General features: G+C 62.2%; 14 protein-coding genes. 8 read left to right on the forward strand and 6 right to left on the reverse strand.

Annotated features, from left to right (window positions below):
• Positions 1 to 255 precede the first annotated feature (255 nt).
• Complete coding sequence (locus tag DDE76_RS10045) at positions 256 to 798, reverse strand: hypothetical protein (RefSeq protein ID WP_157955746.1); 543 nt, start codon at positions 796 to 798, stop codon at positions 256 to 258.
• Between the two features lie 38 nt (positions 799 to 836).
• Positions 837 to 1,640: a hypothetical protein gene (locus DDE76_RS10050; protein WP_104892938.1), complete on the reverse strand. Its 804-nt coding sequence runs from the start codon at positions 1,638 to 1,640 to the stop codon at positions 837 to 839.
• Positions 1,641 to 2,236: 596 nt separating this feature from the next.
• On the opposite strand from DDE76_RS10050, the gene leuD reads away from it, so the two are divergent.
• The 5 genes from leuD to leuB all read left to right on the forward strand — a co-directional run bounded on the left by leuD (position 2,237) and on the right by leuB (position 5,509).
• Positions 2,237 to 2,842 carry a 3-isopropylmalate dehydratase small subunit gene (gene leuD, locus DDE76_RS10055; protein ID WP_104892937.1) on the forward strand — a complete coding sequence of 202 codons (606 nt, stop codon included), beginning with the start codon at positions 2,237 to 2,239 and terminating at the stop codon, positions 2,840 to 2,842.
• A gap of 22 nt (positions 2,843 to 2,864) precedes the next feature.
• Positions 2,865 to 3,254 (forward strand): RidA family protein, encoded by a 390-nt coding sequence (locus DDE76_RS10060; protein WP_104892936.1) that lies wholly within the window; start codon positions 2,865 to 2,867, stop codon positions 3,252 to 3,254.
• The gene (locus DDE76_RS10065; protein ID WP_157955747.1) at positions 3,251 to 3,679 is read left to right on the forward strand and encodes a GNAT family N-acetyltransferase; all 429 of its coding nucleotides are present in this window, start codon (positions 3,251 to 3,253) and stop codon (positions 3,677 to 3,679) included. The genes DDE76_RS10060 and DDE76_RS10065 overlap by 4 nt, the downstream gene beginning before the upstream one ends.
• Before the next feature lie 3 nt (positions 3,680 to 3,682).
• The gene (locus DDE76_RS10070; RefSeq protein ID WP_104892934.1) at positions 3,683 to 4,321 is read left to right on the forward strand and encodes a CPBP family intramembrane glutamic endopeptidase; all 639 of its coding nucleotides are present in this window, start codon (positions 3,683 to 3,685) and stop codon (positions 4,319 to 4,321) included.
• Positions 4,322 to 4,408: 87 nt separating this feature from the next.
• Positions 4,409 to 5,509 carry a 3-isopropylmalate dehydrogenase gene (gene leuB / locus DDE76_RS10075; protein ID WP_104892933.1) on the forward strand — a complete coding sequence of 367 codons (1,101 nt, stop codon included), beginning with the start codon at positions 4,409 to 4,411 and terminating at the stop codon, positions 5,507 to 5,509.
• Between the two features lie 73 nt (positions 5,510 to 5,582).
• Here leuB and rpsP read toward each other — a convergent pair whose 3' ends face one another.
• From rpsP to DDE76_RS10095, 4 genes are all read right to left on the reverse strand, one after another.
• Entirely contained in the window at positions 5,583 to 5,972 is a 390-nt protein-coding gene (rpsP, locus tag DDE76_RS10080) for a 30S ribosomal protein S16 (protein WP_104892932.1), read from the reverse strand.
• Positions 5,973 to 6,011: 39 nt separating this feature from the next.
• Positions 6,012 to 7,595 carry a signal recognition particle protein gene (gene ffh / locus DDE76_RS10085; protein WP_104892931.1) on the reverse strand — a complete coding sequence of 528 codons (1,584 nt, stop codon included), beginning with the start codon at positions 7,593 to 7,595 and terminating at the stop codon, positions 6,012 to 6,014.
• Between the two features lie 214 nt (positions 7,596 to 7,809).
• Complete coding sequence (locus DDE76_RS10090; RefSeq protein ID WP_104892930.1) at positions 7,810 to 9,012, reverse strand: GNAT family N-acetyltransferase; 1,203 nt, start codon at positions 9,010 to 9,012, stop codon at positions 7,810 to 7,812.
• Positions 9,009 to 9,968, reverse strand: a complete 960-nt coding sequence (locus tag DDE76_RS10095) for a hypothetical protein (RefSeq protein ID WP_104892929.1) — start codon at positions 9,966 to 9,968, stop codon at positions 9,009 to 9,011. Before DDE76_RS10095 ends, DDE76_RS10090 begins: the two co-directional genes overlap by 4 nt.
• A gap of 292 nt (positions 9,969 to 10,260) precedes the next feature.
• Here DDE76_RS10095 and dapF point away from each other — a divergent pair, with 292 nt between their 5' ends.
• The 3 genes from dapF to ftsY are packed head-to-tail and all read left to right on the forward strand — an operon-like array spanning position 10,261 to position 13,593.
• Positions 10,261 to 11,109: a diaminopimelate epimerase gene (dapF, locus tag DDE76_RS10100; RefSeq protein WP_104892928.1), complete on the forward strand. Its 849-nt coding sequence runs from the start codon at positions 10,261 to 10,263 to the stop codon at positions 11,107 to 11,109.
• Positions 11,109 to 12,371: a tRNA (N(6)-L-threonylcarbamoyladenosine(37)-C(2))-methylthiotransferase MtaB gene (gene mtaB / locus DDE76_RS10105; protein WP_104894861.1), complete on the forward strand. Its 1,263-nt coding sequence runs from the start codon at positions 11,109 to 11,111 to the stop codon at positions 12,369 to 12,371. Before dapF ends, mtaB begins: the two co-directional genes overlap by 1 nt.
• Before the next feature lie 16 nt (positions 12,372 to 12,387).
• Positions 12,388 to 13,593, forward strand: a complete 1,206-nt coding sequence (ftsY, locus tag DDE76_RS10110) for a signal recognition particle-docking protein FtsY (RefSeq protein WP_104892927.1) — start codon at positions 12,388 to 12,390, stop codon at positions 13,591 to 13,593.
• Positions 13,594 to 13,673 lie beyond the last annotated feature (80 nt).

The following is a 13,673-nucleotide window of genomic DNA, read 5'->3' on the forward strand; positions in this document are numbered from 1 at the left end:
AAGCGCGCCATCGCCGTTGCCGGCGTTGCTTCAACACTCAGGGCGATAACAGGATGAAGGGAGCCTAGGTGCTCCATCGCAAATTACCTGAGCCAACAGCCGCGCGGAGTTCTCACACAGCCTCGGGTGGGCAGCGGACTGGCGGGTTTTGGTGACAAACGCGGCGTCCTCGGCTAGGCTATTGCCCGTCATAGAATGAGGTTCCCCCCGCCTCAATGAGGTTGGGGAGTTGGTCGTCAATCAACAAACCGCTGATCAGCGACCTGCCAACATGTTTGGGCTTGGGTGTAGTGGTAACCCACGTTTCATCGCCCGGACCTTGGCAACAAGTGGATCGGCCAGACAACCTTCGCTCCACGTCTCGAAGCCGATAAGGGGCAGGCCCTTGCCGCCATCCTCACCGCGCCTTTTGCCTCGGTCGAAAGTGTGGAACGCTTCGACATCTACGCCATAGATTTCACTAAGGCCAATTGCTGTAGCAAGATGGATCGCATCAGCAGTTCCCAGTTTCCGGAACGCCTCGCCCTTCCTGTATTCCTGGCCGCGAAGTCGGCTGGCCATCTCCATAATAATGGGACTGGCATCAACGGTGACGACCACACCTCTGAAATCGCGCAAAAAATCCTGAAAGGTGCCGACGTTAGACGCCGCCAATGTCGGTGTCGTGATTTCAGCAATGGAGATCGTGGAGCAGTAGATGCGGCAACGGCCTGCCTGCGCGTCCCCAAGTAGCTGTTGGATATCGTCGACGACGTTGCCGTGCTGGTGCCGTTCGTCGACCAGGTGGGCGGTGAACACGCAGGTGTCCCAATAGTAGTTCAACGGCGCCGAGGTACTCACTGTGCTTCCCAGTCCTCATCATCACCCGGTGGCGCCTCGAAGGCGGCTTGCCATCTAACCAAGCCCTCCCCTTTTGGCACCACCTCGATGCGCCGGACTTCCAGCAGTCTCGGCAAACCGGATTTCCCGTCATAACGGGCGGTGCCATAGAAAACTGCGCGTTTCTCAAGTGCCGCGGCGATCTCTTCAAGTGGCACACGGCTAATGTCGCAAGTCAGCGGGAGATCGCCAGCCGAAAGGCGGACCACACCAGTTTTTTGAGCCTGCTGGAAATCTACTGCCCGTAGCGTGCCATCGAATGACCCGAGCGCCATGCCCGCGAAATAGGCCGGCTTGCCCTCCAACTTCTTGATATCGGCCAGCACCTTTTCTGCTTGCGCCGCCAGATATGGGTCGAGGCGGATGACATTGTCCCCCTCAACCTTGATCTCTCCAAATTGGAAAGACCTACCTACCCCCCTATTGAGGGTCACGACGCTTTCGACAACTTTTAGAGGTAGCAGGCGGGCGGGCTGACTGTCGCGCCTGATCTCGTCGATGGCTTGTTCGAAGTAGCTCGCGCCCGAATGGGTGATGGCTGCCACCTTGTTTTTTCGCTCGACGATCTGCGCCGTTGCCGTGTTCTTTCTGAGATCGCCGATTATGAACTGATGCCGGCGTTCACCATTCGCCGCTATGTCAGACGCAGCCAAGCCGCGCATGAATGCGGAGAACTTTTCGGCAAACACCTCCCCATCAACCTCATCGTTAAATTCAACGAGGCCGTGAATGGTCAAAGTGATGTCGCGGCCATCAGCCACCGGAAACCCCTACAATTGCTCATGGCATTCATAACGCCAAAGGCTTGAGATAATCTTCATGGCCAGTCGGGAATGGCAAGAGATAATGAGGGCCGGGTCGAGCGCCTCAAACCAATGTCCGCTGTGGAGCCTTGGACATTGCGCCCATAGTGTCAGGTTGGGGGTCGATTTCCGCCACTGCCCAAAAGATATCCCCGCCCCCAAAACCTCCCTCATACTCCTCCTCATCTCTCCCGCGATGGGCGGACTGCAGCGAACAGTTGCGGGAGGAGCCGGTGAGACTGGATTCGCTCCAGGGCTCGTCTGCCAGTCGGGTCACCTTGCGACGAGCGATCAATAGGGGCCACGACGGCAGGAGAAACCCAGCGTTCCGAGGCGGCGACGTCTCTATTACTTAGTTTTACTGAGACGCACGCGCCTCGGAACACGTCCATTTCAACCGGAGGCGACAGTGCCGGCCGGCGCGCCTTCACGCACAAATTGTGGACCAAGGGAGCGCGCCCGGGGCCCAACCGTACGCTTCGGTACGGTTCAGGCTTGACCGAAACCCCGCTTTCGCGCAATGACCGTGGTCAACAGCGAGGTCCAGCAGCCCCATGGATAAATTCACCACCCTGACCGGTGTCGCGGCACCCCTGCCGATCATCAATATCGACACCGACATGATCATCCCCAAGCAATATCTGAAAACCATCAAGCGGACCGGTCTCGGCACCGCGCTGTTTTCCGAGATGCGCTACAATGAGGACGGCTCGGAGAACCCCGATTTCGTGCTCAACAAGCCCGCCTATCGCAACGCGCAGATCATCATTGCCGGCGATAATTTCGGTTGTGGCTCCAGCCGCGAGCATGCCCCCTGGGCGCTGCTCGATTTCGGCATCCGCTGCGTGATCTCCACCAGCTTCGCCGACATTTTCTACAATAACTGCTTCAAGAACGGCATCCTGCCGCTGGTCGTGACGCCAGAGCAATTAAAGCTCCTGCTCGACGACGCCGAGCGCGGCTCCAATGCCACGCTGACGGTCGACCTCGAAGCCCAGACGATCAAGGGCCCGGACGGCGGCACGCTCAATTTCGACATCGACCCCTCCCGCAAGCAGATCCTGCTTGAGGGGCTTGACGATATTGCCGGCACGCTGAAATCCGATCCCTCCATCTCCGCTTTCGAGGGCAAGATGGCCACCGAGCGCCCCTGGCTCTAACCCCACAAGCAGAGAGACAAAATTGGTCCAGCGCGTTTCCACCGGCTCCCCGTTTGAAGCCACTTTCGGCTATTCCCGCGCTGTCCGGCACGAGGACACTGTCTATGTCTCCGGCACGACCGGCTATGACTATGCCACGATGACAATGCCCGAAAGCGTAGGCGAGCAGGCCAGGAACGCCCTGGCCACCATCGACAAGGCTCTCAAGGATGCCGGCTCGTCCATTCAGGACACCGTCCGCGTCGTCTATTATGTCGGTGACCGCTCTTTTGTGGACGAGGTCGTTGCAGCCGTTGGTCCGGTGTTCAAGGACATCCGGCCTGCGGCCTCCATGCTCATCGTTGCGATGATCGAAGAGGGCATGAAGATCGAGATCGAGGTGACCGCCCGCATCGGCGCAGCCACATCGTGAGCCCCACGCCCCGCCTCGAATTCGTCGATGCGCCCAGCGCCTCCGACATCGAGGCGGTGGTGGGCATACTGGGTGCCGCCGCCGAGAGCCAGCACCCGGGCGGCAATTACCGGGACTATGGCTTCCTGCTCAGGGATGAGGCCGGCACCATCCAGGGCGGCCTCACCGGCTATGTGCTCTACGACTGGATGTTCATCCAGTTCGTCTCCGTTGCCCCTGACCTGCGCGGCCAGGGCCTGGGCCGGCTCTTGATGCAGCGGGCCGAAGACTGGGCCCGCCAGCAGGGCCTGGGCGGCATGTGGCTCGACACCTTTGCCTTCCAGGCGCCCGGCTTCTACCGCGACCTCGGCTTCGTTGAATTCGGCACCATCGAGGACCACCCGGCCGGATCGCGCCGCATCTTCTTCCAGAAACGCCTGGGCTGATCGATGAGCGCCCGGCAACTGGCCCTACTGGCGCACGCAGCGCTCCTGATCGGGGCGCTGTTTTTCATCGTGCCGGCGCTGACTGCCTGGCACCCGCAACATGGCTATCTGTTCGCCCTGACCTTTTACTGGCTGTTCTTCTGCCTGCCGGTCATCGGCTGGCATGCCCTGGAGGGCAATGACGGGCGGCTGTTCTCCGAAAAGCTGCGCTGGCGTGATTGGTGGATCATTCCGCTCCTGCTGGTGCAGGTCGGAATCATTGCCATTGCCAATTTCGTGCCCAACACCTCGATCCTGACCAGCGGCAGCATGTATCTGGCCCTGCTGATCGCCGCCATCAACGGCCCCTTGGAGGAAATGGCCTGGCGCGGTGGCTTCATTGGCACCTTCAGGGACAAGCCGCGCCTTGGCTTCTGGCTGGGCTGGGCCTTGTTCACCGCCTGGCATATCCCCCTGGCTCTCAGCCATGATATTGTCTTTGATGGCGGGGCACTGGCCCTTGTCGGTGGGGCATCAGCCCTGGGCCTGTTCTGGGCCTGGATCGCCTGGCGGACCGGTTCGGTGTTTTATGTGAGCCTGGCGCACATGCTCACCAATGTCTTTGCCTTCTGGGTGCTGTTCTCACGGAACGGATTTGCCTGAACTCGCCTTGCGCAAGGCCCCGAAAACCTTGTATGTCGGCACCAAATTCAGGTGTACCCACCAGTACGGCGAGGAGCTTTTCCCAAAATGGCCACCCATTCCCTTTTTCTTCTGCCCGGCGACGGCATCGGCACCGAGATCATGGTCGAGGTGGAAAAGCTCATCGCCTGGACCAATGCCGAGGGCCTGACTGATTTTTCGACCGATACCGGCCTGGCCGGCGGTGCTGCCTATGACAAGCACGGCGTGGCCATCACCGATGAGGATGTCGCCAAGGCCAAGGCCGCCAATGCAGTGATCTTCGGCGCCGTGGGCGGCCCCAAATGGGATGACGTTCCCTATGAGCATCGCCCCGAAGCGGCCCTGTTGCGCCTGCGCAAGGAACTGGCCGTCTTCGCCAATCTCCGCCCTGCGATCTGCTACCCGGCCCTGGCCTCGGCGTCCTCGCTGAAAAAGGAGCTGGTGGAAGGCCTCGACATCCTGATCGTGCGCGAACTGACCGGCGGCGTCTATTTCGGTGAGCCCAAGACCATCACCGATCTCGGTGACGGGCAGAAGCGCGCCATCGATACCCAGGTTTATGAAACCTATGAAATCGACCGTATCGCCCGCGTGGCCTTCGACCTGGCCCGCACCCGCGGCGGCAAGGTGCATTCGGCCGACAAGAAGAACGTGATGAAGTCCGGGGTGCTCTGGGACGAAGTGGTCAAGGGCGTCGCCAGGGACTATCCGGACGTGGAACTGCACCATATCCTCGCCGACAACGCCGCCATGCAGCTGGTGCGCACGCCCAAGCAGTTCGATGTCATGGTCACTGACAATCTCTTTGGCGACATTCTCTCCGACGTCGCGGCCATGCTGACCGGCTCGCTGGGCATGTTGCCCTCGGCCAGCCTCGGCGCCCCCGATCCGGTCACCGGCAAGCGCAAGGCCTTTTACGAGCCCGTACACGGCTCGGCTCCCGACATTGCCGGCCAGGGCATCGCCAACCCCATCGCCATGATCGCAAGCTTCGCCATGGCGCTGCGCTATTCGTTCAACATGGTCGAGCTGGCCACCCAGGTCGAAAACGCCATTTCGGCCGTGCTCAGCGACGGGTTGCGCACCGGCGACATCGCCCAGGAGAACTGCAGGACCGTCGGTACCGAGGAAATGGGCGCCGCGATCCTGGCCAAGCTCAAAGCCTAGGACAAAGCACCCACCGCAAACAAAAAGCCCCGGTGTCACCACCGGGGCTTTCGTATTCAGGTCGGGCCCAAGCTTACTCGGCCGAAGCGGCTTCCTCGGCGGGCGCTTCTGCCGGCGCGTTGGCAGCGGCTTCACGGGCAGCGCGCTCTTCGGCGCGTTCCTTGGCCTTGTCGCCGGGCACACCCTTGTTCGGGTTGTTGCGCGCCGGACGCTTGGAAATGCCGGCAGCGTCGAGGAAACGCAGTACGCGGTCGGTCGGCAGCGCGCCGTGCGAAAGCCAGTGCTGCACGCGCTCGGCATTCAGCACGACGCGGTTCTCGGCGTCCTTGGCCAGCAGCGGGTTGTAGGTGCCCAGCTTTTCGATGAAGCGGCCATCGCGCGGCGAGCGCACATCGGCAACCACGATGTGGTAGAAGGGACGCTTCTTGGTGCCGCCACGGGCGAGACGAAGCTTGAGTGCCATTTTGTCAGTCCTGTCAGTTCGTTAGTGAATTGAAACGGGTTATTTCTTTTTGCCCAGGCCCGGCAGGCCAGGGAAACGGGGGGCTCCGCCCAGGCCCGGCAGGGCCGGTCCACCGGAGGATTTGAGGAGCGCATTGACGTCGCTGGGCAGCGACTTCTGCGCCGGTACGTCTGCAGAAGGCAGGCCCTTCAATTGTTCGGGGTCGACGCCGGCCTGTCGGGCCATGGCTTCAAGCTGCTTGGGATCCATCTTGGAAAGGTCGGGCATGCCACCCATCATCCCGCCCATCTTGCCGCCGAACATGCCGGCCAGCGAGCCCATGCCGCCCTTACTGACCTTCTTCATCATGTCCGCCATCTGGCGGTGCTGCTTGGCCAGCTTGTTGATTTCCGAGACTTCCACGCCCGCCCCCGCGGCAATGCGCTTGCGGCGCGAGGCATTGAGCAGGTCCGGATTGGCCCGCTCTTTTTTGGTCATGGAATTGATGATGGCGATCTGGCGGTCAAAGACCTTCTCATCGACATTGGCGCCCGCCATGGCCTTTTTGAGCTGGCCGGCGCCCGGCAACAGGCCCATCAGCCCGCCCATGCCGCCCATCTTCTTCATCTGCTGCAATTGGCTGCGCAGATCCTCGAAATCGAAGGCGCCCTTCTTGAGCTTCTTGGCCATCTTCTGGGCGTCTTCGGCCGACACATGCTCGGCGGCCTTTTCGACCAGGCTGACAATGTCGCCCATGCCCAGAATACGGTCGGCGATGCGGCTGGGGTGGAAGTCTTCCAGCGCATCCATCTTTTCGCCGACGCCGATCAGCTTGATCGGCTTGCCGGTGGCCGCGCGCATCGAGAGCGCCGCGCCACCGCGCCCGTCGCCATCCACGCGGGTCATCACAATGCCGGTGACGTCCAGCCGCCCGTCAAAGCTGCGCGCCACATTGATGGCGTCCTGGCCGGTCAACGCATCAACGACAAGCAGGATTTCATGCGGCTTGGCGATGTTCTTGATGGAAACGGTTTCTTCCATCAGCTCTTCATCGATATGGGTGCGGCCCGCCGTATCGAGAATGAGCACGTCATACCCGCCCAGCCGCCCCTCGCGCTCGGCGCGGCGGGCAATCTCGACCGGGGTTTCGGAAGTGACGATGGGCAGGGTATCCACACCCACCTGTTCGCCCAATACGCGGAGCTGCTCCATGGCCGCCGGGCGGCGCGTATCGAGCGAGGCGAGCAGGACCTTCTTTTTCTGCCGGTCCTTGAGCCGCTTGGCGATCTTGGCCGTGGTTGTGGTCTTGCCCGAGCCCTGCAGGCCCACCATCAAAAGAGTCACGGGCGCGGGGGCATTGAGATCGATGGTGACGGCGTCGGCCCCCAGGACCTGCACAAGCTCGTCATTGACGATCTTGACCACCTGCTGGCCCGGCGTCACCGAGCGGGTGACTTCGGCGCCCACGGCGCGCTCGCGCACCTGTTCGACAAAGGCACGCACCACTTCGAGCGAAACGTCGGCCTCGATCAGCGCCCGGCGGATTTCGCGCATGGCTGCATCGACATCGGCAGCGTTCAGCGCGCCGCGTCCTCGCAATCCCTCGAAAATCTTGCCAAGCCGGTCGCTTAAGCTCTCAAACATGTCTCGTCCTTTTCGCTCGCAGGCCAATCCCGCAAGAGATAGGGTCCACAAGGCCAAATGCAAAACCCACCCGCGGGCGCAACGCGCTGGCGGGTGTTGGCCTCCGGGATCGGTTTATACCTCGAGGGGTCCCGGTCGGCTGGTCAGGAGCAAAAAGCCTGATGAACGGGCTGGCTTTAGGTCAAAGCCGGAACAGAGTCAAGAAAGCGCGCGACTAATGCCCGTGTCCCACCAGCCGCATCAACCCTGATCGCAGACCTGCAGGCAGGGCCAGCACAAGCCGCTTCAATGATGGCCGCAGCCACACGTCCCAGGCCTGGAACAACAGCCAGCCACGCGGGGTCGTGGGCAAGGCATAGTCGCGCACCACGATGGTCTGGGTGGCAAAGGTGAGCTTGTATGGCATCACCGGCACGCCGAGGTCACAGCCCTTCAGGCCGTGATCGGCACAGGTGCGGATGATGTCGCTCAGGTGCAGCTTGCCCGGGCTCTCGTCTGAGTGGGAAAAATCGCGGCTGGCCACATAGGCATAGTAGCGCCCGCCATGTACAAAGCCCCATTGCTCGGCCAAAGGGCGCCCCCGATGCTGCAGGGAAAAGGCCCGCAGCGCGATGTCGTCGCGTGACACTAGGCTCGTGCAGAAATCGCGAAACCCGCTATCGCGGAAGGCCCGTGAGGTCAGGCCCTGCTCCTTGAGGCGCTCGGCGCGGCCTTCAAGCGTGCGCTCGATTAAGGCCTGGCGCCCGGCGGCATCCGAGACGACCTGATGTTCAACCGGTCCTTCGCGTTCCAGCCGGTTGCGGGCATTGCGCATATTCTTGCGCGTCTTGGACCTGATTGTCGAAAAATAGCCGGCAAAATCGGGAAAGGCATCAAGCGCCACATAGGGTGCGCCCTGCTCCGCGCCGGTCCGGATGCTGGTCCGGGGCAGACCCTGGGCCAAAGCCGAGCCATCGCGCACCTTGAGCAGGCTGATCCCGTCACAGGGAGCGGCCGCCACGGCCGCCCGCAACAGCCGGGTCACCGCGGCGCCCGGATCCAGATCGGCGTCGAGCAAGGCATCGGTCGTCTGGGCAAAGCCGTTTCCCAGCGGCACGAGCAGAGATCGGACACCCGTGCGGATGCGTTCAAGCGGCAGAACGCCGACAAGCCGGCGCCCGTCCGAGATTGTGGCGATTACCGGATCAAAGGCCGTGTTCCCACGCTCGCGCTCGAAATCGAAGATAGCGCGCGCCCATCCCAGGCTCTGGAACAGGTTGAAGCCGGTGCCGTGTGCTTCCAGGCCAAGCCAGCGATCGGCGATTGCCTCGATCCCGGCACGGTCCCGGATGGCAGACGCACTAAGCCCATAGCTGACCGCCTCCGAGCCCCGGGCGCGGCGCTCAGCCCCTCCGGCAAGCGCATGGCTAGCACTCATTTTGAGAATGTGTGCGCTGGGATATCCCGCACGCCTTCAGGAGCCGCCGGGTCGACCTGGAAGTCGACGGTATAGACTTTCTTCTTTTGGGGGTTGAGCGGCGAGAACTTGACGGCCCCGGCGATCCCCAGCTTGGCCAGATAGCTCATGCCCGTCACCTGCTGGCTGAGCTTTTGCATCCCCAGCTTGTTGCGCAGAATGCCGTTGGCATAGTTGACCGCGTAATGCTTGCGCAAATCGTCCGTCCAGTGCTCGGTGGTGAAGCTGACATTGAGCATGCCATGATTGACCACGCGATGCGGGCCATTGAGGGGCCAATGCAGCATCTGTCCTGCTTCCAGATCATAGACCTGGGCAAAATCATCGAACCAGGGCTCGAATGGCATGTCGGTTTCCCGCAATTGCCCCAGGATCAGTTTCTCCAGGGCCGGCTGGGAAATGAAAGGCGCCTGGGCGGGATAGACATAGACCTTCTTGGTGCCCCGCACCTGCCACAGGCTCTGGCCCGGCACGTCGGAATGGTACTTTACAGAGACATTGGGCGAAGAGATCAGGATGGTCAGGTTCCGCTTGTAGCTCGCAAAGCCAGGCACCCGCTCCTCGAACTCGGCATAAAGGCTGTCCAGCAAATCGCCATAGGCCGGATTGGTCTTGGCGGGGGCCGTCAGATTGACCCAGATATTGCCTTGTCTGACTGTCTCGATCACTTCGGCGCCCGAAAGCCCCTTGATCTCGCCTTCGCGCCGCTTGGGCGGATTGCCCGGTGTCTTCTGCGAATAATTGACGTGATAGGCCTCGCGCGGGCTATTCTCAATCAGCGCGGCCAGCGCCTCATCGGAAAACAGTGGCGAACTGGCCAGACTATGCTGCAGGCGCAGCGCCTGATTGCCCCAAACTTGCGGATAGTGCGGCTGCCAGTCAGTAATGATCTGGTCGGAGATCAGTGGCATGTTCATCGGCGGAACTCCCAAGGGCGGCACGGACAAAAACCTTCGCCTTCCACACTATCCCATCGCCGTCCCGAAGCACCTCAAACTTGCCGCTCTGGTTAAGAGCAATCCCAACCCAAGTGGTTAAAATTAAAAGAAAACTCTATCGGTCGTGATCCAGTCTCGCCGGACCGGATGGCCCCCATGCCGGCCGCCGGACTGGCATTTGAAGGCCAATTCCGCCATATAGGGCGACAAACCTGCCCCACAGGCGGCAACAGCACGGAATTGCGAGTTGAGCGACGTCCCCTTTTTGAAGATGAACGGGCTGGGCAACCAGATCATCGTGGCCGATCTGCGCGGCACCAATGCGCGCATCACGCCCGAGGCCGCCATTGCCATCAATGCACGCCCCGAGACCCGGTTCGACCAGATCATGGCCATTCATGACCCCAGGACACCGGGCACCATCAACTATGTGGACATCATCAATTCCGACGGCTCGCGCGCCCAGGCCTGCGGCAATGGCATGCGCTGTGTGGTACAGACGCTGACCGGCGAACTGGGGCGTCAGCGATTTACCTTTGAAACCATCGCCGGGATCCTGTTTGGCGAGGAAGCCGAAGATGACCAGATCACCGTCGATATGGGCACCCCAAAATTCGCCTGGTACGAGATTCCCCTCAATGAGGAATTTGCCGATACCCGCTATGTCGAGCTGCAGATCGGTCCCATCGATGCGCCGGTGCTGCATTCGCCTTCGGTCGTTTCGATGGGCAATCCCCATGCCACCTTCTGGGTCAAGGACGATGTGTGGGGCTTTGCGCTCGACCGCTTCGGGCCGTTGCTGGAAAATCACCCGCTGTTCCCCGAACGCGCCAATATCTCCATTGCCCAGGTGGCCCGGCCCGACCATATTGTGCTCCGGACCTGGGAGCGCGGCGCCGGACTGACGCAGGCCTGCGGCACGGCCGCCTGCGCCGCGCTGGTCAATGGGGCCCGCACCAGGCGCACCGCCCGCAAGGCCACGGTCACCGTGCCCGGTGGCGATCTGATCGTGGAATGGCTCGACAATGACCACGTGATCCTGACCGGCCCGGCCGAATTCGAATGGCGCGGCAGCCTGAACCCGGCGACAGGCGCCTGGACGCGCAGCGAGGCGGCCTGATGGCCATTGAAACGCTGACATTCGGCTGCCGCCTCAATGCCTATGAAGGCGCGGTGATGAAGGCTGAGGCCGAAAAGGCGGGCCTCGACAATGCCATCATCATCAACACCTGCGCGGTGACCGCCGAGGCGGTGCGCCAGGCCAAACAGGCCGTGCGCAAGGCCCGCCGCGATAACCCACAGGCACGTATCATCGTCACCGGCTGCGCTGCCCAGACCGAGGCGCGCTCATTCGGTGACATGGACGAGGTGGATCTGGTCATCGGCAATGCCGACAAGCTCAAATCCGAGAGCTACAGGCCCATGGTCTTTGGCACGCCGCTCAATGACAAGGTGCAGGTCAACGACATCATGAGCGTGCGCGAGACCGCCGGGCACCTGATCGAGGGCATGGATGGGCGAACCCGAGCCTTTGTGCAGGTACAGAATGGCTGCGATCACCGCTGTACCTTCTGCATCATCCCTTTCGGCCGCGGCCCCTCGCGCTCCGTGCCCATGGGCCTGGTCGTCGAGCAGATCAGGAAACTGGTGGCCAATGGCTATAAGGAAGTGGTGCTGACCGGCGTCGACATCACCTCCTATGGGCCCGACCTGCCCGGCAGTCCCACGCTTGGGCTGCTGACCCAGTCGATCCTCAAACATGTGCCCGACCTGCCGCGCCTGCGCATTTCCTCGATCGACAGTATCGAGGCAGACCCCGCGCTCTATGAAGCCGTCGCCGACCCGCGCCTGATGCCGCATCTGCATCTGTCGCTGCAGTCGGGCGACGACATGATACTGAAACGCATGAAGCGCCGGCATCTGCGTGATGATGCGCTGGCAGTGGTCGAGAAGCTCCGTTCGCGTCGTCCCGACATGGTGTTTGGCGCCGACATCATTGCCGGTTTCCCGACCGAAACCGACGCCATGTTCGAAAGTTCCCGGAGCTTCATCGCCGAAGCCAATCTGGCCTATATCCACGCCTTCCCCTATTCGCCCCGCCCCGGCACCCCCGCCGCCCGCATGCCGCAGGTCAGCAAGGCCGTGGCCCGGCAGCGCGCGGCCCAGTTGCGTGCTGCGGGCGACGAACAGTTCCGCGCCCTGTGCAAGAGCCGCATCGGACAGACAGAGTCTATATTGGTGGAGCGCAGCGGCCTGGGGCGGACTGAGCACTTCATTCCCGTGCGCGTTGCCGGAGCCGAGGCGGGCGACCTGCTCAGCGTTCGGATTTCCGGCCTGAGCGATGACGGGTTGTCCGGCGACCCTTTGCAGGCCGCCGCGTGATTATCAAGGACATCGCATGAGCGAAAAGAAACCCGGCTTTTTCCAACGCCTGTTTGGCGGCAATCAGCCTGAACCAGCACCGGCGCCCGAGGACACTGTTCCCGAAACCCCGGTGACCCCGGACGCCATTCCCGATGTACCGGAACCAGAGCCCGAGCCGCCTGCGTTAACCGAGCCGGCAGAACCGCCCCCGGCGCCCGCGCACGATTTGCCGCCCGGCCCGCCGGAAACCACGCCAGACTATATCGAGGATGTCGAGGACGATCTGGCCGCCGCGCCACAGGCCGTGGCCGAGCCTGAACAGCCCAAAGGCTGGTTTGCGCGCCTGGCCTCGGGTCTCAAGCGCTCCTCGGACAATCTGACCAATTCGATCACCTCGGTCTTCACCAAGCGCAAGCTCGACGCGGCCATGCTCGACGAGCTCGAGGATGTGCTGATCCAGGCGGACCTGGGCATCGACACGGCCATGGCCATCACCGAGACGCTCAGGCGCGACCGTTTCGACAAGGACGTTTCGGGCGAAGATGTGCGCGCTGTTCTAGCCACGGAGGTCGAGAAGGTCTTGGGCCCTGCCGCCCAGCCCTTGTTGATCGACAGCACGAAAAAGCCATTCATCATCCTGATGATCGGGGTCAATGGCTCGGGCAAGACCACCACGATCGGCAAGTTGGCACAAAAATTTGCGGCCGAAGGCAAGTCGGTCATGCTGGCCGCGGGCGACACTTTCCGCGCTGCCGCCATCGAGCAATTGCAGGTATGGGGCGAGCGCACCGGCGCCCCGGTGATCGCCAAGCCGGCCGGCGCCGACGCCTCCGGCCTCGCTTTTGACGCTGTCACCCAGGCCAGGGCCGACGCGCGCGACGTACTGATCATCGACACGGCCGGGCGCCTGCAAAACCGGGACGAGCTGATGAATGAGCTCGAGAAGATCATCCGCGTCATCAAGAAGGTCGATCCTGAGGCGCCGCACGCGACCCTGCTGACCCTCGACGCCACCACGGGCCAGAATGCGCTCAAGCAGGTGGAAATCTTCGGCCAACGCGCAGGTGTCACTGGCCTCGTCATGACCAAGCTCGACGGAACGGCCCGCGGCGGCATCCTGGTCGCCATCGCCAGAAAGTTCGGCCTGCCGGTGCATTTCATCGGTGTGGGCGAGGGCGTGGGCGATCTGGAACCGTTCGAGGCGGCCGATTTTGCCAAGGCCATAGCGGGGCGCGAATAGGCTCGCTGCTTCTCCCACTGACGGGGTAACGCAGCCAAAATCTGACCACTCTTGTCCGCTACCGGCTTGCAACAGGGCGC

The organism is Devosia indica, assembly GCF_003056405.1.
Taxonomy (GTDB): Bacteria; Pseudomonadota; Alphaproteobacteria; order Rhizobiales; family Devosiaceae; genus Devosia; species Devosia indica.

Excerpts from the sequence above, each read along its gene's own strand:
- leuD (WP_104892937.1), top strand. The coding sequence starts at position 2,237 with ATGGATAAATTCACCACCCTGACCGGTGTCGCGGCACCCCTGCCGATC.
- DDE76_RS10070 (WP_104892934.1), top strand. The coding sequence starts at position 3,683 with ATGAGCGCCCGGCAACTGGCCCTACTGGCGCACGCAGCGCTCCTGATC.
- leuB (WP_104892933.1), top strand. The coding sequence starts at position 4,409 with ATGGCCACCCATTCCCTTTTTCTTCTGCCCGGCGACGGCATCGGCACC.
- rpsP (WP_104892932.1), bottom strand. The coding sequence starts at position 5,972 with ATGGCACTCAAGCTTCGTCTCGCCCGTGGCGGCACCAAGAAGCGTCCC.
- ffh (WP_104892931.1), bottom strand. The coding sequence starts at position 7,595 with ATGTTTGAGAGCTTAAGCGACCGGCTTGGCAAGATTTTCGAGGGATTG.
- DDE76_RS10090 (WP_104892930.1), bottom strand. The coding sequence starts at position 9,012 with ATGAGTGCTAGCCATGCGCTTGCCGGAGGGGCTGAGCGCCGCGCCCGG.
- DDE76_RS10095 (WP_104892929.1), bottom strand. The coding sequence starts at position 9,968 with ATGAACATGCCACTGATCTCCGACCAGATCATTACTGACTGGCAGCCG.
- dapF (WP_104892928.1), top strand. The coding sequence starts at position 10,261 with ATGAACGGGCTGGGCAACCAGATCATCGTGGCCGATCTGCGCGGCACC.
- mtaB (WP_104894861.1), top strand. The coding sequence starts at position 11,109 with ATGGCCATTGAAACGCTGACATTCGGCTGCCGCCTCAATGCCTATGAA.
- ftsY (WP_104892927.1), top strand. The coding sequence starts at position 12,388 with ATGAGCGAAAAGAAACCCGGCTTTTTCCAACGCCTGTTTGGCGGCAAT.